The following is a 22,726-nucleotide window of genomic DNA, read 5'->3' as shown; positions in this document are numbered from 1 at the left end:
TGAACGCCAAACCCCTGCTGCGCCGCCGGAGCCGCGATGCCGATCGATCTGACCGTGAACGGACGGCCGTGCGTCTACGAGGGCGACGCGGACATGCCGCTGCTGTGGTTCCTGCGCGAAGAACTCCTGCTCACGGGAACCAAATACGGCTGCGGCATCGGCTCGTGCGGCGCCTGTACGGTGCATGTGAACGGCGCGGCGACGCGGGCGTGCGTGGTCGCGATGGGCGACTTATCCGCAGCGCGGATCGTCACCATCGAAGGCCTTCCCGCGGACGGCCGGCTGCATCCCGTCCAGCAGGCCTGGATCGAGGAGGACGCGCCGCAGTGCGGCTTCTGCCAGGCGGGTCAGATCATGGCGGTGGTCGATCTACTGGCGAACAACCCCGATGCGAGCGATGCGGAGGTGGAAGCCCAGCTCACCAACCTCTGCCGCTGCGGGGCCTATCTGCGGATCCGGCGGGGCGTCCGTCGCGCGGCGGAGCTCATGCGGGCCAGCCGATGAGCGCGGGTGGAGCGTCGCGGCGCGACGTCCTGCGGGCGGCTGCGGCGGCCGGCGCCCTGCTGGTTTTCGCCCGCCCCGGGCGCGCGGCCCTCCGGTCTGGCTTCGCCGGCGACCTTGGCCCCTTCGTCCGCATCGACCCCGACAACCGCATCCTCATCGGCGGCCATGTGCCCGACATGGGGCAGGGGACGTTCACCAGCCTGCCGATGCTGGTTGCTGAGGAGCTCGATGTCCCCTTCGAGGCGGTGCGCGTGGAGGCGATGCCGCTGGTGCTGGGAAGGACGCCTTATGGCATCGCCTCGATCCTTGGGGCGGGGCAGAGCACGGGCGCCGGCTCGAACAGTGTCCGCGCAGCCTTCGGTCCCCTGCGCCAAGCCGGCGCGCGGGCACGGCGGATGATCCTGGAGGCGGCCGCCCGGGCCTGGAAGGTTCCCGTCGACCAGCTCTCCAGCGAGGCGGCCCATGTGATCCACGCGCCGTCGCGGCGGCGCGCGCCCTACGGAACGTTTGCGACCGCCGCAGCCAGGCTCGCCGAGCCGGCGGGCGAGCTTCCCCTCAAGGCCGCCGGTGACTTCAAGGTGGTGGGCCGACCGCAGCGGCACCGGCAGGTCGAGCGCATCGTCACCGGACAGCCGCTCTATGGCCTCGACGCCCGGATGCCGGGGATGCTGCACGCGACCATTCTACGCTGCCCCTATCTGGATGGCGCCGTGGCCCGCTACGACGCCGCTGCGGCCCTGGCCGTGCCGGGCGTGCGCGCCGTGGCGCCGATCGAGCGACCGCCGGCGAGCTTCCCGTTCTTCGCGCTGTTTCCACCCTACGCTAACCTGGCGGCGGGGGTGGCCGTGCTCGCGGACAGCCTCTGGGCGGCGATCAAGGGGCGGCGCGCACTCGTCGTCACCTGGAGCCGAGGTCCAGGCGCGGCCGCTCACGAGGATAGCGCCACGGTCTACCGCGAGACCTGGGACCGCCTCGCGCGTGGCGAGGGTGAGACCGTGCGCCGGGTGGGCGATTTCGACGCTGCGGCGAGGCGCGCCGCACGGATCCTGGAGGCCCGATACGAGGCGCCGCTGGTGGCCCACGCCTGCATGGAGCCGCCGAACGCCATCGTCGATATCGCGCCGGACGGATCGGGCGCGAAGGCGATCCTTGGGACGCAGGGCCCCGATCTCTCGGCCGAGCTACTCGCCGCCGTCGCGGGCTGCGACCCGCTGAAGGTCGAGATCGAACTCTGCCGCATGGGCGGCGGGTTTGGGCGCAAGTTCCAGCAGGACATGGTCTACGAAGCCGCGGTGCTGTCCAAGGCGGCGCGGCGGCCGGTGCGCGTGGTCTGGACCCGCGAGGACGACATCCGGCACGATCTCTACCGGCCCGGAGCTTGCCATCTGCTGCAGGCGACTCTCGACGGCCAGAGGCGGCTGACCGGCTGGCGGCACCGCCTGGCGTCGCACTCGATGGTCTTCCGCTATGGCGCGGCGCCGCCGGCGCTGGCGGCGGGCCTGAAGCAGGTGTTCGGGTCCGACTTCGGCGGGCGCGTGCCGCCGTTCCTCACCGAAGTCTATCTGGACGACCTGCCCGCGGGCGAGGTTGCGAACTACCAGCTCGACTACCTGTCCATGCCGTCGGCCGCGCCGCGGGGGCCATGGCGGTCTCCAGCCCACACGGTCAACGCCTTCGCCATCCAGGGCTTCATCGACGAGATCGCCGAAGCCGCCGGCGTCGATCCGCTGGAGATGCGACTTCGGCTCATCGGGGCCGGCGGCGAACGCGCGTACCGGGAACCGTTCGGAGCGGGTCGCTTCGATCCCGGCCGGCTGGCGGCTGTTCTGCGCGCCGCGGGGCGGGCCGGCGACTGGGGCGGGGCGCTGCCGGCCGGCCGCGGGCGCGGCATCGCCTGCCATTTCACCTTCGGGACCTATGTGGCGATGGTGGTCGAGGTGACGGTCGAGGCTGGACGGCTGGCCGTGGATCGGGTGGTGGCGGCGGTAGACGCCGGCCTGGTGGTGAACCCGAACGGCGCCTGCGCGCAGATCGAGGGCGCCGTCAACGATGCGCTGAGCACCGCCCTGGGGCAGGCCATCACGATCGGCGACGGCCAGGTCGAGCAAGCCAATTTCGACAGCTATCCGATGATGCGCCTCGGCGCCTCGCCACGGCGCATCGAGGTCTCATTCCTCAACACCGGCGCCGCGCCCAGCGGGATGGGGGAGGCTGGCATGGCCCCGCTCGCTCCTGCGCTGGCCGGTGCGATCCACGCCGCGACGGGGCGGCGGATCCGCCGCCTGCCGATCGCCGACCAGCTCGGCTGAGCCTCAAGCCTCACGACGCCTGCGCGGCCTGACCGGCCAGCGCCGTCTCCAGCGCGCCGAACAGGGCCTCCACCCGGATCGGCTTGGCGATGTGGCCGTCCGCGCCGGCCGCGGCGCTGGCGGCGCGGTCGTCGGGGGACGTATTGGCCGACAGGACGATCGTCGGCGTGCGGGGCCGGCCCTCCGCCCGCTCCTCGGAACGGATGGTGCGGATCGCCGAAAGGCCGTCGGTCACCGGCATGCGCAGGTCCATGAGCACCGCGTCGAACCCGCCGCCCCGCCAGGCCTCCACCGCCTCGAAGCCGTTCTCGACCGTCACAACCTGGACGCCCGCCGCCTCCAGCATCAGCTCGATCACCTTGCGGTTGGTGGGGTTGTCGTCCGCGGCCAGCACCTTCAGCGGCCGGTCAGGGGCGGCGTGCGGCCGGTCGTCGGGGGCGAGGTCGGCGTCGCCGTAGTCCAGGAGCCCGTTCACCAGCCGGTCCAGCTGGCGGGCGGCCGCGCGGATCTCGGCGACGAGGGCGCGCTGGTCGGGGCAAAGCTCGGTCGCGTCCAGCGCCTGGGCGAGGCCCGCGACGCCGTTCAGCGGCGTGCGCAGCTCGTGGCTCATGTCGGCCAGGAACTCGGCCTTGGCCCGATGGGCGGCCTCGGCGTGGGCCAGGGCCTGTTCCAGCGCCTCGGCCTGGCGCTTCATCTCGGTGATGTCCACGCGCAGGCCGATGACCCCGCCGTCCGAGGTGCGCCGCTCCTCGATCATCAGCCAGCGGCCGTCCGCCACCTGCTGCTCGTGGCGCTCGCCGGTGGCGCTGAAGAGCTTGGCCTCGCGGGCGGCCAGCCAGGCCGCCTCGCAACCGATGGCGTCGGGGTAGTCGCCGCGTCGAACCCCCTCGCGCAGGGTGTCGATCAGCTTGGCGCCGGGCCGGAACAGGTCGGCCGACCGATGGTAGATCTCGGCGTAACGCCGGTTCCACAGGATGTAGCGGCCCTCGGCGTCGAGGAAAACCACGCCCTCGGGGATGGCGTCGATGGCCTCGCGCAGGCGCGCCTCGGCGCGTTCGGCCTGGGCGCGGGCCTGCGACAGCGCCGCCGCCCCGGTCACCCGTGCGAACCAGGCCCGTACGCCGCCCGCCGCCATACTCGATCTCCGAATCGCCCCGCCGACGAGATTGCGGCATGCGCCGTGCCGGTCGTTCGCATTCGCCGGCCGGTCAAGGGATTGGCGAGCGGCGCCCAGCGCCGTTGCAGCCGGCGCCCGCCGATTGCACATCGCCGCCGTGCGGCCCTATGGAGGCGGCCATGCGCATCACCACGGTCGGCCTCGATGCCGACGACACGCTTTGGCACAACGAGACCATCTTCCGCCTGACCCAGGACCGGTTGCGAGAGATGATGGCCGAGTTCGCCGACCACGAGACCACCAACACCAAGCTGGCGGAGGTGGAGAAGCGGAACCTGCGGCTCTACGGCTACGGGGTGAAGGGCTTCACGCTCTCGATGATCGAGACCGCCATGGAGCTGACGAAGGGCGAGCCGCCCGGCCGCCTGATCGCCGATATCCTGGCCGCCGGCCGCGAGATGCTATCCGAGCCGGTGGAGCCGTTGCCCGGCGTGGACCAGGCGCTGGCCGACCTGTCCGAGGCCGGCTACCGGCTGGTGCTGATCACCAAGGGCGACCTGCTGCACCAGGAGCAGAAGCTGGCCGCCTCGGGCCTCGGCGACCTGTTCGCGGCCGTGGAGATCGTCAGCGAGAAGGACGCCTCGACCTATGCGCGCGTCTTCGACCGGTATGGCACCGGCGCCGCCGAGGCGGTGATGTGCGGCAATTCCATGCGCTCCGACATCCTGCCGGCTATCGAGGCCGGGGCCTGGGGCGCCTACATCCCCTACCACATCACCTGGGCCCACGAGATCGCCGAACCGCCCACCGACCACCCCCGCTTCGTCGAACTGAAGAGCATCGCGGACCTGCCGAGCTGGATCGCCGGGCTCAGCTAAGGGTAACCGCAGAAAACGCAGAAGGCGCAGAAGCACTCAGCGCGAACCGCTCGATCTCGACGCGGGGCGTCGCGCCGAAATTGACGAGCAGGCCAAGCTTCATCCCCGTGGCGCGGAGATAGTTCACGATCTGCGCCCGATGCTCAGGCGCGAGAGCGCGCTGCGCCTTCAGTTCGACCACGATCCTGTCGAAGCAAACAAGATCAGCGACATAGGACTGTCGCAACGGCTGACCGCCGTAGGTCAGGTTGAGGGGCTTCATCGCAACGAAGGGGATGTCCCGCCGCGTGAACTCGATTCCCAGACATTCCTGGTAGACCGCTTCCAGGACGCCCGCGCCCATGGCGCGATAGACCTGGAAGATGGCTCCCCGAATACGGAGCGCCTCGTCCTTGTAGAGAAAGTCGTCAGGCGCCGAGCCGTCCATTTGCCCTTGTAAAGGAGCGCCTCGCCCGGAACAATAGGGGAACACACCGTTCCTCCTTCTGCGTCTTTCTGCGTTTTCTGCGGTTTCAATGTCACGCCGGCGCCAACTCTCCCGTCCTAGCCCAGAAAGCCAAAGGATAGGGCGGATGCGGAACTGGGACAGATACCTCGCGGGGCTGATGGCGGCGGCCTTCGTGGCGAACGGGTTGGCGATGCTGATCGCGCCCTTGGGCTGGTACGACGCCGTGCCGGGCGTGCCGGCGACGGGGCCGTTCAATCCGCACTTCGTCCGCGACATCGGGGCGATCTACCTGGCCTGCGCCCTGGGCCTGGGATGGTTCGCCTGGCGGCCGGGGCAGGGTTGGCCGGTGCTGTTGCTGGCGGCGGTCTGGCTGACGCTGCACGCCGCCATCCACGTCTACGACGCCGCCTGCGGACCGACGCCGGCCGCGGACATGCTGCGCGACCTCGTAGGCGTCTACCTGTTCGCCGCCATCCCGCTGGCGCTCGCCCTTCTCCGCAAGCCGCAAGGAGCCTGACCGATGCTGAAGATCTTCCTCGCCCGCTGGCTCGGCAAGTTCGAGCGGACCTACGGGTACGACGCCAGCTACATGCGCCACGTCCTGCGCGTGAACCCTTCCAGCCTGCTCAAGTTCAGCCTCGGGACCCAGGCCCTGGACCACAAGGCCGCCCCGCCCGAGGCGCTGGTGGGCGCCGGGCTGTACGGGACCATGCTGGAGGACTGCGGGCCCTGCGTGCAGGTGGGCGTCGACATCGCCACGGCGAACGGCGTGGATCCGAAGGTGCTGCGGGCCGTCATCGCGGGCGACGAGGCCGCCATGGGTGAGACGGCGGCCCTGGGCTATCGCTTCGCCCGGGCGAGCCTGGCCCGCGACATGGCGGCCTGCGACCCGCTGCGCGACGAGATCGTGCGCCGCTGGGGCGACAAGGCGCTGGTGGCGATCAGCCTGGCGATCGTGGCCTCGCGGATGTACCCGACGCTCAAGTACGCGCTTGGCTACGGCAAGGCCTGCTCGCGCGTGCAGGTGGGCGGTGAGGCGGTCGCGCCGCACCGGCTGGCGGCTTAAGGTGGCGGCCATGGACGCGGGCCAGATCGACGCCTTCGAGGCCAATCGCAGCCGGCTGAAGCGGCTGGCCTACCGCATGCTGGGGTCGGTCTCCGAGGCCGAGGACGTGGTGCAGGACGCCTGGATCCGCTGGCAGAGGGCGGGAGAGGGCGTCACCGACCCCGCCGCCTGGCTGGTGCGGACCACGACGCGCCTGTGCATCGACCGGCTGCGCGCCGCCAAGGTGGAGCGGGAGGCCTATCGCGGCCCCTGGCTGCCCGAGCCCCTGATCGAGCCGATGACCGAGGACCCCGTGGAGCGGGCGGAGGAGGTGTCGATCGCCTTCCTGCTGGCCCTGGAGCGGCTGTCGCCCCTGGAGCGGGCGGTGTTCCTGCTGCACGACGTGTTCGACGAGGACTACGCCGAGATCGCCGCAACGCTGGAACGGTCCGAGGCGGCCGTGCGCCAGCTCGCCAGCCGGGCGCGCGAGCATATCCAGGACGCCAAGCCGAGGTTCGCGGTCGACCAGGAGAAGGCGATGAAGCTGGCGCAGGCCTTCATGGCCGCCTCGGCGTCCGCGGACTTCAAGGCCCTGTCCAGCCTGCTGGCGGAAGACGCGATCATGGTCACCGACGGCGGCGGCAAGCGGAAGGCCGCGCTGCGGGTGCTGGTGGGCCGCGAGGACATCGTGGGCCTGATGCAGGCGCTCTCGTGGCGGACCAGCGGCGCCTATGCGGGGGATTTCTCGCCCGCGCGGGTCAACGGCCTGCCGGGCTTCATCCTGCACCTGAGCGACGGCCTGGCGGTGATGGCGTTCGAACCCGGCGACGACGGCCAGATCGCTGCGATCTACAACGTCCGCAACCCCGACAAGCTGGGGCATGTGGGCTGAGGCGTCCGGTTTTGACGTACCCGGGCACGTATCGAGAACCTGACTCGACTCCGCGTTTGCCGCTGCCTTATCCAAGAAATGTCACGGGCCGCGAAGTGATTCGCAGCCGGGGGGCTGTATCGGGGGGCATCCCGATACAGTCCGCAGTCCTGGAAGGTGGGGCAGCTCTCTGGAGCCGTGAGGGGCCGGGCCGGATATGGCTTCGGTCCCTCTTGGCATCGGGGCTTGAATCACGGTCAGCAGTCAGGCGTCAAGCTTAGCTCGGCGCTTCGCGCAAGCAGCTTGCTTGGCTAGCAATAGAACATACATAGAACATGTACAAGCGATAGAGGCGATCCACAGCGCCCGCCAATGCGTCGCGCTGAGAATGTGTAATCGGTCGTTTGCAATGGTCGGGCGGTTTGACGAGCGGTTTCTGGAGGAGGTGAAGTCCCGGCTGCGGCCGAGCGACGTCATCGGCCGGACCGTGAAGCTGCGCAAGCAGGGCCGCGAGTACGTGGGCCTGTCGCCCTTCAACAAGGAGAAGACGCCCTCGTTCTACGTGAACGACGAGAAGGGCCAGTTCTTCGATTTCTCGTCGGGCAAGACCGGCGACCTGATCACCTTCCTGCAGGAGACCGAGCGGCTGAGCTTCGCTGAAGCGGTCGAGCGGCTGGCGGCGGAGGCCGGCGTGGCCTTGCCGGCGGTCGATCCGCGCGGCGCCGAACAGGACAGGAAGCGCCACGAACTGGGCGACTGGCTGGAGCTGGCGGCCCAGTGGTTCGAGGCCGAGCTGCGCCGGCCGCCGGGGCGCGACGCGCGCGCCTATCTCGAGAAGCGCGGCCTGCCCGAGACCGAATGGCCGCGGTTCCGGATCGGTTTCTCGCCGGCCGGCCGAACGGCGCTGAAGGACTATCTGGTCGCCAAAGGCGCGCGGCCGGCCGAGCTGGTGGAGACCGGCCTGCTGATCGCACCCGAGGACGGCGGGGCGCCCTACGACCGGTTCCGCGACCGGATCATCTTCCCCATCCTGGACGTGCGCGGACGGGTGGTCTCGTTCGGCGGCCGGGCGATGGATCCGCAGGCCCGCGCCAAGTACCTGAACGGCCCGGAGACGGTGGTCTTCCACAAGGGCCACCAGCTCTATGGCCTGTCCGAGGCGCGCAAGATCCTGGCCGCGGCGAAGGCGGACGAGGACCTGCCGCTGGTGGTGGTGGAAGGCTACATGGACGTCATCGCCTGCCAACGGGCCGGCGTCCCAGCGGTGGCGGCCATGGGCACGGCCCTGGGCGAGGACCAGATGGAGGTGCTGTGGCGGCACCATCCGGAACCCACGCTCTGTTTCGACGGCGACCGGGCGGGCCGGCAGGCCGCGGCCAGGGCCATGGACCGGGCGCTGCCGCTGCTGAAGCCAGGCAAGAGCTTCCGCTTCGCCATCGTCGAGGGCGGCAAGGACCCGGACGACGTGCTGCGCGAGCAGGGGCCGGCGGTGTTGAAGGCGCAGCTCTCGCACACCACGCCCTTCGCTGAGGCGCTGTTCATCCGCGAGAAGGACGCCGAGCCGCTGGACACGCCGGAGCGGAAGACGGCGCTGAAGGTGCGGCTGCGCAAGCTGGCGGCCACGATCGCCGACCCGGACCTGGCGGCGGCCTACAAGGAGGATCTGCTCGGCCGGTTCGACGCACTCTCGCCCTCCCGCCAGACGGTCTACGAGCCCGGAGCGGCGGGCCGGGCGCTGGCCAAGCACGGCTGGGCGAAGCGCAAGGCGGCCCTGGCGGGAGCCACGCCGGAGGCGAAGACGGCGGCCGGCGAACTGAAACTGTCGTCGCGGCCGCTGGCGGCGGCCCTGGCCAAGGCGGCGCTGCACGATCCGGGGATCATCGACGATTCCATCGAGCTGGTCGGCTCGCGCGGGTTCGGCGACGAGAAGCTCGACCGCATCGCCCATGAACTGGTCCAGCTGCGCTACGAGGCCGACGAGGCGGACTTCGACGTTGTTCTGCGTCGGCTGAAGGCGCGGGGCGTCGACGACGCGATGATCGCGCGGATGGATCGCGACGCCAGCAAGGCCGGCGTGGCGGCGCCGTTCCTCGATCCAGGCGCGGCGCGCGACCGGGCCCGAATCCTCTGGCGGCAGGCTTTCGAGCTCCTGATGCAGCTTGAGGCGCTGGAACGCGCCGTCGAAGGGGCGCTGAGCGACATCGGGCGCGATCCGTCCGCGGTCAGCGCGCTCGCGCCGCTCAAGGCCGAGCGGGACCATCTGCGCAAGCTGATCAACAGCGACTGGACCCGGGAAGACGGCGGCCCCCCGGTTCTGCCGCACTGAGGCCTGTCCGTCGGAGGTCCGACGCAGTGGGGCGCGCGCCTGCGCGAAATGCCCGCACCCTGTTCGCCCGACACGGTCACTGTCTTGACACTGGGCGTGCCGCACGCCATCTGCCGTCCTGCAGATTTAGCGCGCTGCGACAGACATCGATGGGCCGTTGCGAACACGGACGCGCCCCCCACGTGGATGTGATGTCTCCCTCGATGCGCGGAAATCGCAGTGGTCGCGCCGTCAGGTCCATACCGGGGCTGGAGGTCGACGCCACGGGGCGCTGCCGAGGGTCACCTCTGCGGCCGATTGTCCTTTGGCGGCATCCTTCATGGCGGTTCGGCGTATCCACTGGCGCATTGAACAAGCACGGGAACGTTTTCGACGGACCACGGGTCGTATTGACGCGACCTCTCGATCCGGGCCCGTCGCCCACTATTTTTCGGCCCGCCCCTTGCAAGGGGGGCGGCAGCCGATTTCGGAGATTTAGATGAGCGCAAACACGGCCGAAGCCGAAACGCCCGAGTCCACTGGCGGCGACGGTCCGCTGCTCGACCTCACGGATGCGGCGGTCAAGAAGTTCATCAAACAGGCCAAGACCCGCGGCTATGTCACGATGGACGAGCTGAACAAGGTCCTGCCGTCCGAGGAAGTGACCTCCGAACAGATCGAAGACACCCTCGCCATGCTGAGCGAGATGGGCGTCAACGTCGTGGAATCCGAAGACGACGCCGAGGGCGGAGAGGTCGCGGTGCGCGAGGAGTCGGCGGTGGTCGAGACCACCAAGGAGCCGGCCTACGACCGCACGGACGACCCGGTGCGGATGTACCTGCGCGAAATGGGTTCGGTGGAGCTGCTTTCGCGCGAGGGCGAAATCGCCATCGCCAAGCGCATCGAGGCCGGCCGCGACACGATGATCCGCGGGCTGTGCGAGAGCGCCCTGACCTTCGAAGCCATCATGGTGTGGCGCGAGGAGCTGGAAGGCGGCCGCATCCTGCTGCGCGAGGTCATCGACCTCGAACAGACCTACGGCGGCCAGAACCAGGCGGCGGGCGAAATCCCGGCCCCGGCGGAAGCCGCCGAGGAGGCCGAAGAGGTCGAGGGCGAGGAGAAGCCCGAGGGGGAAGGCGACAGCGACGACGATTTCGACGACGGCGCGGGCCCCACCATCAGCGCCATGGAAGCCGAGCTGCGCGAAGGCGTAATGGCGACCCTGGACGCGATCGCGGGCGAGTTCGAAGCCTTCCGCCTGCTGCAGGAAAAGCTGGTCGGCCAGAAGCTGAAGGGCGAGGACCTGAGCGAGAAGGACCGGGCCGCCTACCAGGCCGCCGCGGGCGCCATCGTCCAGCACCTCAAGACCCTGAAGCTGAACAACAACCGCATCGAGGCGCTGGTCGAGCAGCTCTATGCGATCAACAAGCGGTTGATGGTTCTTGAGGGGCGCCTGCTTCGACTCGCCGACAGCTACGGCATCAGCCGCACCGAGTTCCTGAAAGCCTACTTCGGCCAGGAGATGCGGCCCGACTGGAGCGACCAGGTGAAGGCCCTGGGCGTGCGCTGGACCAAGTTCGCCGAGAACGACGCCGGCCAGATCGGCGACATCCGCTCGGAGATCGCGGCCCTGGCGCAGGAGACCGGCGTTCCGATCGACGACTACCGCCGCATCGTCCAGACGGTGCAGAAGGGCGAGCGCGAAGCGCGTCAGGCGAAGAAGGAAATGGTCGAGGCGAACCTGCGCCTCGTGATCTCCATCGCCAAGAAGTACACGAACCGCGGCCTGCAGTTCCTGGACCTGATCCAGGAAGGCAACATCGGCCTGATGAAGGCGGTGGACAAGTTCGAGTACCGCCGCGGCTACAAGTTCTCGACCTACGCCACCTGGTGGATCCGGCAGGCGATCACCCGCTCGATCGCCGACCAGGCGCGGACCATCCGCATCCCGGTGCACATGATCGAGACGATCAACAAGATCGTCCGCACCAGCCGCCAGATGCTGCACGAGATCGGCCGCGAGCCGACGCCGGAGGAGCTGGCCGAGAAGCTGGCCATGCCGCTGGAGAAGGTGCGCAAGGTCCTGAAGATCGCCAAGGAGCCGATCAGCCTCGAGACGCCGATCGGCGACGAGGAAGACAGCCACCTCGGCGACTTCATCGAGGACAAGAACGCCGTCCTGCCGATCGACGCGGCCATCCAGAGCAATCTTCGTGAAACCACGACGCGAGTGCTCGCGTCGTTGACCCCGCGCGAAGAACGCGTCCTGCGCATGCGCTTCGGCATCGGCATGAACACCGACCACACCCTGGAAGAGGTCGGCCAGCAGTTCAGCGTGACCCGCGAGCGGATCCGCCAGATCGAGGCCAAGGCCCTGCGCAAGCTGAAGCACCCGAGCCGGTCGCGGAAGCTGCGGAGCTTCCTCGACAGCTGAGGTCGTCCGCGACCCGCATGAAAAGAACGCCGCCGGTGGAAGCCGGCGGCGTTTTTCGTTCAGGCCTTGGTTCGCCTCAGCGGGCGAGCGCCGGCCGGCGACGGCGGACCATGCCGCCCATCATCCCGAAGCCCATGATCATCAGGGCCCAGGTCGACGGCTCGGGCACGAACGCGCCGCGCATGGTCGAGGTCAGGTATTCGTAGTCGCCGTTCTGCAGCACGTCGAAGTTGACGTTCCAGCCGATGGCGTCGAACAGCGCCAGGTCTAGGGCCGTCACCGAATCTTCAAGCCCGCGGCAAATGTACGGGTTCATGATCCCGAGGAAGTCGGTGCAGGCGACGTCGGGCTCCTTCCAGTGCGAGGCCTGCCAGCCGTCGCCGTTCTGAGACCCGGTCGAGAAATTGCCGAGGTTGGTCACGCCGCCGTCGATCGAGAAGTAGGATTCCGTCCCGACGGTCCAGTCGAGTTGCCCGGGGGCGCTGTAGCGGAACATGTCGAGGCTATAGCCCCACCAATAGTCGTCCACGTCGCTTCCGGCGTAGCCGTTGCTGTAGTCGAAGTCGTCGACCCCGCTGATGAAGCCCAGCGCGTGCCCGATCTCGTGGACCGCGACCCCGATGAAGTCGAAGGTCCCCGGGGTGATGCCGTCGCGCGGGTCGAAATCGAACGCGAACTGGTTGGAGAACAGGATCTCGGCGTCGGGGCCCGCGTAACCGAAGTCGCCCACAAGGGCCTTCAGGTTGGCCGTGGAGATCGCCATCGTGTTGCTGATCGCCTCACCGTCGGGCGCCGTGCGGGGCGCAGCGTCGACATCGATGCCCGATGTGCCGGTCAGGTAGCCCGGCACCAGCACGTCCACCGATCCCGTCCCGCTCAGCGGCGAGAGGTTGGCGACGGCCGTGGCGTCCAGGGCGCTGGTGGCGTTCAGCGACAGCAGCGTCTGATAGTCCGAGATGTCGAGGAACTGGTACAGCGTGCTGCCCGTACTGCCGAGAATGCCCGGGCCGAGATTGCTGTAGCCCACGTCCAGGCGGATCGTGGCGTCGTTCGTGAAGACCGATTCCCAGTACTTGGCCGCCACCTGGAAGCCGAGCTGGGCGGGAGAGCCCGAAACGCCGCCGATATCGTTCAGCTCGATCGTCAGGGCCGAGGCCGGCGCCGCGGACATCAGCGAACCCGCGGCCAGCGACCCCAACAGTAAATACTTTAGTTTGAAAGCCGACATGTAGCGCCCCATCTGTGACCATTCACCAAGACCCCCCGAACGGCATGGCGAACAACTGGTAACAAGCTGGTAACTTTAAAATTCCACCGTCAAGTGTGTTTCCCCACTTCTGATTGCATTTTCTGTGCGTCGGCGTACGTGGAGGGAGAAACTCCCCTGTTGCGCGAGGTAGGCTGTTCGCACCGCCGGGCCCTGCGATAGAAATAGGCAAATCAGGGAGTTTCCATGTTTCCATCCAGGTTCGCGGTCGCCGTTGCGGCCGCGATGCTCGTCGCCGGTTCCGCCGCGGCGCAGACGGGCGAGTCGCAGGCCTCCGCCGAGCGGGTCCGCGCCCACGTCGCCTTCCTCGCCTCCGACCTGCTGCAGGGCCGCGAGGCCGGCTCGCCCGGCTACGACATCGCCGCCAACTATGTCGCCTCGCAGTTCGCGCAGCTGGGGCTGAAGCCCGCCGGCGCCGATAGCGGCTGGTTCCAGCCGGTGCCGCTGCTGGCCGCCCGCCCCGCGGACGAGGGCCGGTTCGTTCTCAAGGCCAAGGGTGGCGCCCACGTGCCGCTGGTGTTCGGCGAGGACGTCATGCCGGGCAAGCCCTTCGGGCCGGCTGAGCGGCGCGTATCGGCGCCGCTGGTGTTCGTGGGCTTCGGCGTCGTCTCGCCGGAGCACAAGCGCGACGACTACAAGGGCCTGGACGTGACGGGGAAGATCGTCGTGGTGCTGTCCGGCGCCCCGTCGAGCTTCCAGACCGAGGAGCGCGCCTACTACGCCAACGGGCGGACGAAGCGCGCGCAGGCGGCGGCGCGCGGCGCGGTCGGACTGATCTCGGTCAACCTGCCGTCGGACGAGAAGCGCCGACCCTTCGCGGACGGCAAGCGCACGTGGCGGAGTTGGGCGATGACCTGGCGCCGGCCGGACGGCGCACCCCACGACGTGGCGATCGGCACGCCGCAACTGGCGGCGGTGAGCGTCGCGGGGGCGGACAAGCTGTTCGCCGGAGCCAGGAAGACCTTCGCCGAGGTGGTCGCGGCCGCCGAGAAGCCCAAGGGCGATCCGCCGCGCTTCGCCCTGGCCACCAGCCTGGACGCGACCCTGCGCACCGAGACGAAGACGCTGGAGAGCGCCAACGTGGCCGGGATGCTGGAAGGCTCCGACCCGAAGCTGAAGGGCGAGGTGGTCGTCCTGTCGGCCCACCTGGACCACATCGGCGTCACCCCGCCGGTGGCCGGCGACGGGATCAACAACGGGGCGCTCGACAACGCCGGCGGCATCGCCACCACCCTGGAGGTGGCGCGGGCCTTCCAGGCGTCGGGTAAGGCGCCGCGCCGCTCGGTGCTGTTCCTGGCGGTCACGGGCGAGGAGAAGGGCCTGCTGGGCGCCGAGTACTTCGCGCGCAACCCGACGACGGCCGCCGCCGCGCTCGTGGCGAACGTCAATCTGGACATGCCGATCCTGACCTACGACTTCCTGGACGTGGTGGCGTTCGGCGCCGAGCGCTCGAGCCTGGCCGGCGCGGTCCGCCGGGCGGCGGCGCGCGAAGGCGTGGCCCTCTCGCCCGACCCGATGCCGGAGGAGGGGCTCTTCACCCGCTCGGACCACTTCCGGTTCGTGGAGGTCGGGGTGCCATCGACCTTCCTGATGACCGGCTTCCAGAACGGCGGCGAGGCCAAGTTCCGCGGTTTCCTGGCGAAGTGCTACCACAAGCCGTGCGACGACCTCTCCCAGGAGATCGACTACGCGGCCGGCGCCAAGTTCGCCCGCATCAACTACGAGATCGCCCGCGAGATCGCCGACGCCGACGAGCGGCCGCTGTGGAACAAGGGTGACTTCTTCGCCGGCAAGTTCGCCCGGCCGCAGGCCGTGGCCGACCGGTAAGGGCAGTCAGCGCCAGCCGTAGTTGAAGCTCACGCTCACGCGCGGGGACCTGGCCTTGTTCGCCGGGACCTCGTGGCGGAGCCAGCTTTCCCACATGTAGACCGTGCCGGGCTGCGGCTGGAGGTAGACGAAGGCGCGGGTCTCCTCGGGGGCGTCGGCGCGGCGCGGCGGCGCCGCCATCATCAGCGGCAGCCGGGGGTCCTCGAGCTTCAGCGCGCTGGCGCCGGGCGGCACGGCCACATAGACGGTGCCCGAGATGACGCTGTGGGGATGGATGTGCCCCGAGTGGCCGGCGCCGGGCTTCAGGACATTGACCCATAGGCTGTCGAGGCGCAGCCGCCCGCCCTGCAGGTCGAAGTGAAGGCCCTCGGCGAAGGCCTTGGCGTGGCGGTCGAGCTGGGTCTTCAAGTCGGCGAAGACGCTCATCCGCTGAGGCAGGTCGTCGAGCGAGGCGTAGGACGTGTACCCGCCGTAGCCGTGTACGCGGCTCCAGGCGCGGCCCGCCTGATCCTCCGCCTCCAGCATGTGGCAGGCCTCCAAAATCTCGCGGTTGAAATTTTCGAAGCTACGGTTTGTTGTAAGGGTCGCCTCGTAGACAGGCGTGGCGAAGAGCGGGCGCAGCGTCATGGCGGGCGGCTTACCGCAGCCCACCGGTTTCTCAAACACCGCGTCCGCTGGCGCGGCGTGCGAGCGCTGTCTAGGTTGAGGTCAAGAGAGCCCGGCCGCAGAGCCCGGGCCCGAGTTGGGGGAAGCGAGAGCATGATCAGGTTCGTGACGGCGTTGGCTGTGATCGGCCTTGCGGTGACCGCGCCCGCCGTGTCTCAGGCGCAAGGGAAACCCAAGGCTGCGGCGGTCTACAAGGCCCCACGCGGGCCCGACGGCAAGCACCCCGACCTGAACGGCGTCTGGCAGGCGATGAACTCGGCCGGGTGGGACATCGAGCCCCATGCTGCGCGCGCGGCGCTGCAGCTTCGTCCCGGTCCGGTGGTCCCGGTGCCGGCCAAGGCGGTCCTGGCGCTAGGCGCCGTGGGCGCCGTGCCCGGCGGCCTGGGCATCGTGGAAGGGGGCGAGATTCCCTATACCCCCGAGGCGAGGAAGCAGCGGGACGCGAACCGGGCCGACTATCTGAACCTGGACCCCGAGGTGAAGTGCTACCTGCCGGGCGTGCCCCGCGCGAACTACATGCACCTGCCGTTCCAGGTCTTCCAGTCCGAGAAGTCCATGCTCATCGCCTACGAGTACGCGGGCGCGGTGCGGAACATCCTCTTCACCGACCCCGGCCCGGCGCCCGTCGACAGCTGGATGGGGCAGTCGGTGGCCAAGTGGGAGGGCGACACCCTGGTCGTCACCGTCACCGGCATGAACGACCGCACCTGGTTCGACCGGGCCGGCAACTTCCACTCCGACCAGATGCAGGTGGTCGAGCGCTGGACGCCAACGGGGCCGGGCGTGATGCGCTACGAGGCCACGATCACCGACCCGGCCACCTTCACCCGGCCCTGGAAGATGAGCTTCAACCTCTACAAGCGGCAGGGCGAGGACGCGCGGTTGAACCAGTTCAAGTGCGTCGAGTTCGTGGAGGAACTGATGTACGGCGACCTGCGCAAGGAACCGCTGAAATAGGTCCGGTTCCAAACCGAACCTTCGAGGAATAAGGTCTGGCATCCGGCGTTGGAGGCGCGAGATGGACAAGAACAAGAAGCTGATCGTTGCGGGCGCTGTCGGCGCGGCGCTGAGCGTGGCCGCCGCCGGCGGCGCGGCCTGGGCCCACCACGCCTTCGCCGCGGAATTCGACGGCAAGGCCCCGGTCCTGCTGCGGGGCAAGGTGACCCGCGTCGAGTGGATCAATCCGCATGCCTGGGTCCACATGAACGTCGTGGATTCCAGCGGCAAGTCGACCGCCTGGATGGTGGAAGGCGGCACGCCCAACACCCTGATGCGCTCGGGGATCACCAAGGCCTCGCTGCCGGCGGGCACTGAGATCATCGTCCGCGGCTACCAGTCCAAGGACAAGCTCTGCCGGCCGGCCTGCAAGGCCAACGGCCGCGACGTGACCTTCCCCGATGGGAAGAAGCTGTTCATGGGCTCGTCCGGCACCGGCGCGCCGAAGGATGGGTCGGACCCTACGGACAAGAAGTAGGGCTCGAGGTCCGCGCCGGATACGGAAAGGGGAGCCGCGAGGCTCCCCTTTTTCGTTTGGCCGTGGGCGGGGTCAGCGGGTCTGGAGCTGGAGCAGCGAGTCCCACATGTCCTGGGCGAACCGGATCACCGACAGGTTGGCGGAGAACGCCGTCTTGGCCTCGATCATGTCGACCGTCTCCTTGGCCAGGTCGACCTCGGGCTCGCCTTCGACGCCCATGGTGGCGATGTTGACGGCCGAGGCCTCGAAGCGGCGGGAGGCCGCCATGAGGCCGTAGCGGGCGGTGGAGATCGGGTCCATGGGCCAGAGGCTGCGCCAGGTCCGGTTAAGGGGGCACGCATCAACGTGGTGAACCGCGCGTGGATTTCGACGCCTTCGGCGGCAGGCCCGCGGTGAAGGCGCAGGCGGCGCCAAGCAGGTCGGCGAGGCGCGCTTCGTCCTCCACCACCTCTTCCGGCAGCGTCAGATAGGCGCGCATGGGCCGTCCGGGCATGGGCTCGAAGGGCCTTGCGCCGTGGTCGGCGACCAGCTCGGCCGAGAGCGCGGGCGGCAGGCGCGCGAAGATGCTGTCCTGGAAGAGGCCGGCGCACATGTTCCCGTTCACGAAGGCGACGGGGTAGCCGAACATCTTGCGACGCTGCAGGCCCGGCGCCTCGGGCAGGCTGAGCTCGAAAAGGTCCACGAGGCTCTTTGGGGATTTCGTCCAGGCCATGTCCAAGCTTGCGGCCGTCCGGCCAGGCTGGGAAGGCGCCGGAGCGCCTCGGGCGCTATACTGCGGTCAGGAGGAACAGCCGATGATCCGCACCCTCTCGGTCCTGGCCAGCCTGGCGGTCATCGCCGGGCCGGCCTTCGCCCAGCCGATCGGCGAGAACCCACCGACGAAGACCATCCAATGCATCGAGGTCGGCGGCCGGCTGATCCCGGCGGTCTGCAAGGTTCCCGGCAGCCGCCTCGATCTCCGAGAGGACATCTGCACCTGCCCGGACGGCGGCCAGCGCGTCGAGGTCGCCGTCTGCCCCAAAGGCCAGAGCCCGCCGCCGGAAGGCCGGACGCTGAACCGCGCCCGAGCGACCGCCGCTCGCGACGGCACGCTGGTGGGTGACACCGTCGATGGGCGGCCGATCTGTGTCGCCCCGCGGCGGCCATAAAGCCTTTCCGGTTCAGATGGAATCATCTGAACCAGGCAAAAAGGCTTTAAATCAAAAGTTTAGAGCGCGTCGGGCGGGTTAACCGGCTTCCACTTAACCCTGACGCGCTCTAGGTCAGGGCGGCGTAGACCATCTTCTGGAACATCGGGCAGCCGATGCGGCCCGTGGGCCGCTGGCCTTGCATGGCCGTCACCGCCTCCGGCCCCAGGGGCATGGAGTCCTGGATCAGGTAGATCAGGATGAGGTCGTTGACCGGATCCGCCTGCCACCAGGTGCCGAACGCGCCCGGCCAGCCGAAGGCGCCCTCGCCGCCGGCGCCCATCCACTGATGCTTCTCGGCGTCCAGGATCATCGAGGCGCCGAGGCCGAAGCCCTGGCTCAGCCAGAACGGCATGCCAAGGAAGGCGTGGCCGCGCTGCTCGTCGGTGAGCCGGTTGGTGGTCATCAGGTCGACGGTCTCGGGCCTAACCAGCCGCACGCCGTCGACCTCGCCCCGGCCCAGCATCAGGCGGGCGAACTTCAGATAGTCGTCGACCGTGGACACCAGCCCGCCGCCGCCGCCCTCGAAGGCCGCGGGCGTGTCCGGATCGTCCCAGGACACGTCCTTGAGGCCACCCTCCGGCTTGGCCGCGTACAGCTTGGCCAGCCGATGGCGCTTGTCGTGCGGGGTCCAGAAGCCGGTGTCGTGCATGCCCAGCGGATCGAAGATGCGCTCTTTCAGCACCTGACCCAGGGGCTTGCCCTCGATGCGCGCCACCAGGAACCCCAGAACGTCTGTGGCGTGGCTGTAGTGGAAGCGCTCGCCCGGCTGGTAGCTCAGGGGCAGGGCGCCCAGGCGGGTCATCCACTCGTCGGGCGAGTGGGGGTTGGCCAGGGCCGAACCCAGCTTCTCCTCATGCGCGTGGGCGATCGGGCCCAGCGAGGTGAAGCCGTAGGCGAGGCCCGAGCGATGGGTCATCAGGTCCTCGACCGTGATGTCGCGGGCGGCGGGAACGGTGGAGTCCAGCGGGCCCGTGGCGTCCGTCAGGACCTTCATGTCCTTGAACTCGGGCAGCCACCTGGTGATCGGGTCGTCCAGCTTCAGCTTGCCTTCCTCGACCAGCATCAGCGCGGCCAGGGTCGTGACCGGCTTGGTCATCGAGGCGATGCGGAACAGGGTGTCGCGCTCCATCGGCAGGCCGGCCTCGATGTCCCGCTGGCCGATGGCGTCGACCTGGACGATCTCGCCGCGGCGCCAGACCAGGGTCACCATGCCCGACAGCGCCTGCTGGTCCACGAGGCCCTTCAGCGCGGGCGCCACGCCCGCCAGCGCGTCGCGATTGAAGCCTGCCGCCGCCTGAGCTCCGTCCATGTGTCGCCTCCCTTATCGTTGTTCACCCAGCATAGCGCCGGGTGTGGCCCGCCCCGTCAAGGGGCGCCGCGACGCAAGGCCTGCGTCCTGGGCGCCCGGCGATGCGTATAGGCCCGCAGGGCCGGCGAGCGTTGCGCGCCGGCTCGCGCGTTCGTATCGGGACCCCCATGCCGCCGCTCGCCGTCACCAAGCGTCTCACCCTGGCCGCCGCGGCCGCCGCCCTGGCGGCCGCTTGCTCGCCGCTCACGCTCTTTGCCACCCTGTCGCCGAAGGATCCCGCGGCGCGGGCCGCCCAGGGCGTTCCCTATGGGCCTGCGCCGCGTCAGACGCTGGACGTGTACGGGCCCCGGGGCGGCGCCGGGCAGGCGCCCGTGGCGGTGTTCTTCTACGGCGGCTCCTGGGACAGCGGCCGGCGCCAGGACTACAACTGGGTCGGCCGGGCGTTGGCGTCCCGCGGGTTCGTAGCCATCGTCGCCGACTACCGGCTCTATCCGGAGGTCCGCTATCCTGGCTTCCTCCATGACGGCGCCCTGGCGGTGAAATGGGCGGTCGAACACGCGCGGGAGTACGGGGGCGATCCCGACCGCATCGTGCTCGTGGGGCACTCGGCCGGCGCCTACAACGCCGTGATGCTGGGCCTGGACGGCCGCTACCTGCGCGAGGCTGGCGTGGACCCGGCCAAGGTCAAGGCCGTGGCGGGGCTCGCCGGACCCTACGACTTCCTGCCGCTCGAGGGGGCGATCACGCGGCGCACGTTCGGCGAGGCCGCGGACCTGCCGGCCACGCAGCCCCTGGCCCATGTGGGCAAGGGCTCGCCCGCGGCGTTCCTGGCCACGGGGGAGGAGGACACCGTCGTCTATCCGCGCAACACCACCGCGCTCGCCCGCAAGCTTCGCGAGGCCGGCGTGCCGGTGGAGGAGCGCCACTACCCCGGGGTCGATCACATCCGCATGATCCTGGCGCTGTCGCGGCCGCTGCGCGGCCGCGCGCCGGTTCTGGACGAAATGACCGACTTCCTGCGCCGCCACGCAAGCTGAAGCCCCGTGCTGCGGCGCGGCGAGGGCAGGGCCTTGCGTCGGGGCGGCCACAGCGGCCTGCAGGAGCAAGACTCTTATAGCTGCAAGGGCTTGCCCCCGACGGGCGCCCCAGGGTGAGGCACGCTGCGATGCCGCATTGAACCCCGTGCGCGGCATGCGTATATGCGCGACGCTCCGGGAGGGGGCGAGGCCACAAGGACGCCAGAACGCCCATGTTGCTCACGCTGATGAAGGCCAAGCTGCACCGCGCCACGGTGACCCAGGCCGATCTCGACTACGAAGGCTCCATCGCCATCGACCGCGACCTCTTGGACGCGTCGGGCATCCTGCCGCACGAGCAGGTGGACGTGCTGAACATCACCAACGGCGCGCGCTTCACCACCTACGCCATCGAGGCCCCCCGCGGCTCGAAGGTGATCGGCGTCAATGGCGCCGCCGCCCGGCTGGTGCAAAAGGGCGACAAGGTTATCGTCGTGACCTATGGCATGCTGCCTGCCGAGGAAGCCCGCAACTATGCGCCCACCGTGGTCCTGCTGGACGACGCCAACGAGATCAAGAAGGCCGCTTGAGCTGGCCGGGGCCGCGCTGGCGGCCCTGACCCTCTGCGCCTGTTCGCCCGGCGCGCCGCCGGGCGTGAACCACGACGACCTCGACGCGGCCGTGTCGAAGGCGGTGGGCGATCCCAACACCTGCGTCCTGATCGCCGAGGCGGGGTCGGGGAGGGTGCTGTACCGCTACAATTCGGCCACCACCTGCGCGCGGGAATTTCCGGCCTGCGACGCGCCCGGCACCCGCAAGCTCTCCAGCCTGCTGGAGGCGGTCGCGAAGGATGGTCAGCCGCGCACCCTGTCCTGCAACACCCAGGCCGACGCCTCGCGCGGCGTCGGCTGGGCGGCGGGCGCCATCTCCGGGACGCAGTTCGTCTACGCGGCCATGATGGAGGGCGAGCGCGCCTTCCCGGGCCGGATGATGGCCGACCGCCTGGAAGGCGCCTTCCGCAGGGGCGGAGTCTCGAAGGCCCCGGCCCCGTAACGGCCTATCGGGCGAGCTCGTAGAGCCCGCTGATGTCGATGCGGACCTTCATCTCCCCGGCCGAGATCGAGGTGCCGGCGTCGGCCATCTCACGCTTGGCGGCGTAGGCGACCATCGGCATCGGCGGCTGGGGCGCATAGCCGCCGCCTTCGCTCAGCGACACCAGGCGCGAGATCCGGTGGCCGGTCGCCTTGGCGTAGAGGTCCGCCTTCGCCGCCAGCGCCTTCACGGCCGCCTCGCGCGCCGCGTTCTCGGCGGCGGTGGGGTCGGAGAGGCCGAAGCTGATCCCATGCACCTGGTTCGCGCCGGCGTTCACGGTGGCGTCCACGGCGGGGCCCAGCCGCTTCAGGTCGTTCACCGTGACGGTGACGTTGTTCGACGCCTGGTAGCCCACCAGCACCGGGGGCTGATTCTCCTGGTACCTGTACTGCGGGTTCAGGTTCAGGTTCGAGGTCTGGATGTCCTTGTCCGGGATCCCCGCCTTGCGGAGGCTGGCCACCACCGCGTTCATCCGGGCCGCATTGGCCTGCATGGCCTCGGCGGCGGTCTTGCCCTCGGTCATCACGCCCAGGGTGATCGTGGCCATGTCGGGGGCGACCTTGGTCTCGCCATAGGCCGCCAGGTTCAGGGTGGTGGCGCGGAACATGGTGTCCGCGGCCGGGGGCGCCGCCTGGGCCAGCGCGGCGGGAGCGGCCGCGGTCACGGCCAGCGCCAGGCCGATCGCCGTCGCGCGCATCAGGGTCTTCATGGGGGAGATCTCCAGTCCGGGGTCTACGAGCCCTACGGTCGCAATTCCCACCTGAACGCAAGCTTTAAGCGCCGTGCAGCTCATGGTAACGCGGCGATCCGCGCTGCAGGGGCCTGTAGCTCAATGGTTAGAGCCGGCCGCTCATAACGGTCTGGTTGCAGGTTCGAGTCCTGCCGGGCCCACCAGCCGCCGGTTACCGTCGGTTTCATGGCGTTTCGCCAAAATCCGCTAATCCGTTGAAAATGCGCGAAAAAACCTCCGGGCG

The 22,726-nt window shown here is 69.4% G+C and carries 23 protein-coding genes and 1 tRNA gene; 16 read left to right on the top strand and 8 right to left on the bottom strand.

Annotated features, from left to right (window positions below; all coding sequences use genetic code 11):
- Nucleotides 1-36 precede the first annotated feature (36 nt).
- Nucleotides 37-504 (top strand): (2Fe-2S)-binding protein, encoded by a 468-nt coding sequence (locus AX721_RS02135; protein ID WP_156466963.1) that lies wholly within the window; start codon nt 37-39, stop codon nt 502-504.
- Nucleotides 501-2,813 (top strand): molybdopterin cofactor-binding domain-containing protein, encoded by a 2,313-nt coding sequence (locus AX721_RS02130; protein WP_068874295.1) that lies wholly within the window; start codon nt 501-503, stop codon nt 2,811-2,813. The genes AX721_RS02135 and AX721_RS02130 overlap by 4 nt, the downstream gene beginning before the upstream one ends.
- Before the next feature lie 10 nt (nt 2,814-2,823).
- Here AX721_RS02130 and AX721_RS02125 read toward each other — a convergent pair whose 3' ends face one another.
- Nucleotides 2,824-3,948: a response regulator gene (locus AX721_RS02125; protein WP_068874293.1), complete on the bottom strand. Its 1,125-nt coding sequence runs from the start codon at nt 3,946-3,948 to the stop codon at nt 2,824-2,826.
- Nucleotides 3,949-4,109: 161 nt separating this feature from the next.
- On the opposite strand from AX721_RS02125, the gene AX721_RS02120 reads away from it, so the two are divergent.
- Nucleotides 4,110-4,808 (top strand): HAD family hydrolase, encoded by a 699-nt coding sequence (locus AX721_RS02120; RefSeq protein ID WP_156466962.1) that lies wholly within the window; start codon nt 4,110-4,112, stop codon nt 4,806-4,808.
- On the opposite strand, the gene AX721_RS02115 is transcribed toward AX721_RS02120, so the two are convergent.
- Entirely contained in the window at nt 4,801-5,235 is a 435-nt protein-coding gene (locus tag AX721_RS02115; RefSeq protein WP_068874290.1) for a GxxExxY protein, read from the bottom strand. The two genes, AX721_RS02120 and AX721_RS02115, sit on opposite strands and share 8 nt — an antisense overlap.
- A gap of 145 nt (nt 5,236-5,380) precedes the next feature.
- Between AX721_RS02115 and AX721_RS02110 the strand changes: the two genes are divergently transcribed.
- The 5 genes from AX721_RS02110 to rpoD all read left to right on the top strand — a co-directional run bounded on the left by AX721_RS02110 (nt 5,381) and on the right by rpoD (nt 11,911).
- On the top strand, nt 5,381-5,773 hold the full coding sequence (locus AX721_RS02110; RefSeq protein ID WP_068874288.1) for a hypothetical protein: 393 nt from the start codon (nt 5,381-5,383) through the stop codon (nt 5,771-5,773).
- Nucleotides 5,774-5,776: 3 nt separating this feature from the next.
- Nucleotides 5,777-6,322 carry a hypothetical protein gene (locus AX721_RS02105; protein WP_068874286.1) on the top strand — a complete coding sequence of 182 codons (546 nt, stop codon included), beginning with the start codon at nt 5,777-5,779 and terminating at the stop codon, nt 6,320-6,322.
- Nucleotides 6,323-6,332: 10 nt separating this feature from the next.
- The gene (gene sigJ, locus AX721_RS02100; protein WP_068874319.1) at nt 6,333-7,193 is read left to right on the top strand and encodes an RNA polymerase sigma factor SigJ; all 861 of its coding nucleotides are present in this window, start codon (nt 6,333-6,335) and stop codon (nt 7,191-7,193) included.
- A gap of 388 nt (nt 7,194-7,581) precedes the next feature.
- Nucleotides 7,582-9,498, top strand: a complete 1,917-nt coding sequence (gene dnaG / locus AX721_RS02095; protein ID WP_068874284.1) for a DNA primase — start codon at nt 7,582-7,584, stop codon at nt 9,496-9,498.
- Nucleotides 9,499-9,976: 478 nt separating this feature from the next.
- Nucleotides 9,977-11,911: an RNA polymerase sigma factor RpoD gene (rpoD, locus tag AX721_RS02090; protein ID WP_068874283.1), complete on the top strand. Its 1,935-nt coding sequence runs from the start codon at nt 9,977-9,979 to the stop codon at nt 11,909-11,911.
- A gap of 76 nt (nt 11,912-11,987) precedes the next feature.
- Here the strand turns inward: rpoD and AX721_RS02085 are convergent, their stop codons facing one another.
- A complete protein-coding gene (locus AX721_RS02085) occupies nt 11,988-13,109 on the bottom strand; it encodes an NF038122 family metalloprotease (RefSeq protein ID WP_231754694.1) in 1,122 nt (373 codons plus the stop codon).
- 255 nt (nt 13,110-13,364) lie between these two features.
- Between AX721_RS02085 and AX721_RS02080 the strand changes: the two genes are divergently transcribed.
- The gene (locus AX721_RS02080; protein WP_068874282.1) at nt 13,365-15,005 is read left to right on the top strand and encodes a M28 family metallopeptidase; all 1,641 of its coding nucleotides are present in this window, start codon (nt 13,365-13,367) and stop codon (nt 15,003-15,005) included.
- A 6-nt stretch (nt 15,006-15,011) separates the two neighbouring features.
- Here AX721_RS02080 and AX721_RS02075 read toward each other — a convergent pair whose 3' ends face one another.
- Nucleotides 15,012-15,632: a TIGR02466 family protein gene (locus AX721_RS02075; protein ID WP_068874281.1), complete on the bottom strand. Its 621-nt coding sequence runs from the start codon at nt 15,630-15,632 to the stop codon at nt 15,012-15,014.
- 132 nt (nt 15,633-15,764) lie between these two features.
- Between AX721_RS02075 and AX721_RS02070 the strand changes: the two genes are divergently transcribed.
- On the top strand, nt 15,765-16,628 hold the full coding sequence (locus AX721_RS02070) for a hypothetical protein (RefSeq protein WP_068874280.1): 864 nt from the start codon (nt 15,765-15,767) through the stop codon (nt 16,626-16,628).
- A 61-nt stretch (nt 16,629-16,689) separates the two neighbouring features.
- Nucleotides 16,690-17,145 carry a DUF6152 family protein gene (locus tag AX721_RS02065; protein ID WP_068874279.1) on the top strand — a complete coding sequence of 152 codons (456 nt, stop codon included), beginning with the start codon at nt 16,690-16,692 and terminating at the stop codon, nt 17,143-17,145.
- Nucleotides 17,146-17,217: 72 nt separating this feature from the next.
- Here AX721_RS02065 and AX721_RS02060 read toward each other — a convergent pair whose 3' ends face one another.
- Both AX721_RS02060 and AX721_RS02055 read right to left on the bottom strand, forming a co-directional pair.
- The gene (locus AX721_RS02060) at nt 17,218-17,445 is read right to left on the bottom strand and encodes a flagellar basal body rod C-terminal domain-containing protein (protein WP_068874278.1); all 228 of its coding nucleotides are present in this window, start codon (nt 17,443-17,445) and stop codon (nt 17,218-17,220) included.
- Between the two features lie 40 nt (nt 17,446-17,485).
- Nucleotides 17,486-17,827 (bottom strand): TfoX/Sxy family protein, encoded by a 342-nt coding sequence (locus AX721_RS02055; RefSeq protein ID WP_197422435.1) that lies wholly within the window; start codon nt 17,825-17,827, stop codon nt 17,486-17,488.
- Nucleotides 17,828-17,939: 112 nt separating this feature from the next.
- Here AX721_RS02055 and AX721_RS02050 point away from each other — a divergent pair, with 112 nt between their 5' ends.
- Nucleotides 17,940-18,293: a hypothetical protein gene (locus AX721_RS02050; protein ID WP_068874274.1), complete on the top strand. Its 354-nt coding sequence runs from the start codon at nt 17,940-17,942 to the stop codon at nt 18,291-18,293.
- Nucleotides 18,294-18,402: 109 nt separating this feature from the next.
- Here AX721_RS02050 and AX721_RS02045 read toward each other — a convergent pair whose 3' ends face one another.
- Nucleotides 18,403-19,644 carry a serine hydrolase gene (locus AX721_RS02045; RefSeq protein WP_068874272.1) on the bottom strand — a complete coding sequence of 414 codons (1,242 nt, stop codon included), beginning with the start codon at nt 19,642-19,644 and terminating at the stop codon, nt 18,403-18,405.
- Nucleotides 19,645-19,811: 167 nt separating this feature from the next.
- Between AX721_RS02045 and AX721_RS02040 the strand changes: the two genes are divergently transcribed.
- The 3 genes from AX721_RS02040 (at nt 19,812) to AX721_RS02030 (ending at nt 21,713) form a co-directional block, all read left to right on the top strand.
- Complete coding sequence (locus tag AX721_RS02040; protein WP_068874270.1) at nt 19,812-20,681, top strand: alpha/beta hydrolase; 870 nt, start codon at nt 19,812-19,814, stop codon at nt 20,679-20,681.
- Nucleotides 20,682-20,893: 212 nt separating this feature from the next.
- Nucleotides 20,894-21,250 (top strand): aspartate 1-decarboxylase, encoded by a 357-nt coding sequence (gene panD / locus AX721_RS02035; RefSeq protein WP_068874269.1) that lies wholly within the window; start codon nt 20,894-20,896, stop codon nt 21,248-21,250.
- Between the two features lie 64 nt (nt 21,251-21,314).
- The gene (locus AX721_RS02030; RefSeq protein ID WP_068874268.1) at nt 21,315-21,713 is read left to right on the top strand and encodes a hypothetical protein; all 399 of its coding nucleotides are present in this window, start codon (nt 21,315-21,317) and stop codon (nt 21,711-21,713) included.
- Nucleotides 21,714-21,717: 4 nt separating this feature from the next.
- Here the strand turns inward: AX721_RS02030 and AX721_RS02025 are convergent, their stop codons facing one another.
- Nucleotides 21,718-22,461, bottom strand: a complete 744-nt coding sequence (locus tag AX721_RS02025) for an SIMPL domain-containing protein (protein WP_068874267.1) — start codon at nt 22,459-22,461, stop codon at nt 21,718-21,720.
- 109 nt (nt 22,462-22,570) lie between these two features.
- On the opposite strand from AX721_RS02025, the gene AX721_RS02020 reads away from it, so the two are divergent.
- Nucleotides 22,571-22,646: transfer RNA gene (locus AX721_RS02020), tRNA-Ile, on the top strand.
- Nucleotides 22,647-22,726 lie beyond the last annotated feature (80 nt).

Origin of the sequence: Phenylobacterium sp. CCH9-H3 (assembly GCF_001557235.1) — a bacterium.
Classification (GTDB): domain Bacteria; phylum Pseudomonadota; class Alphaproteobacteria; order Caulobacterales; family Caulobacteraceae; genus Phenylobacterium.
This window is presented reverse-complemented; position numbering and strand designations above follow the sequence as displayed.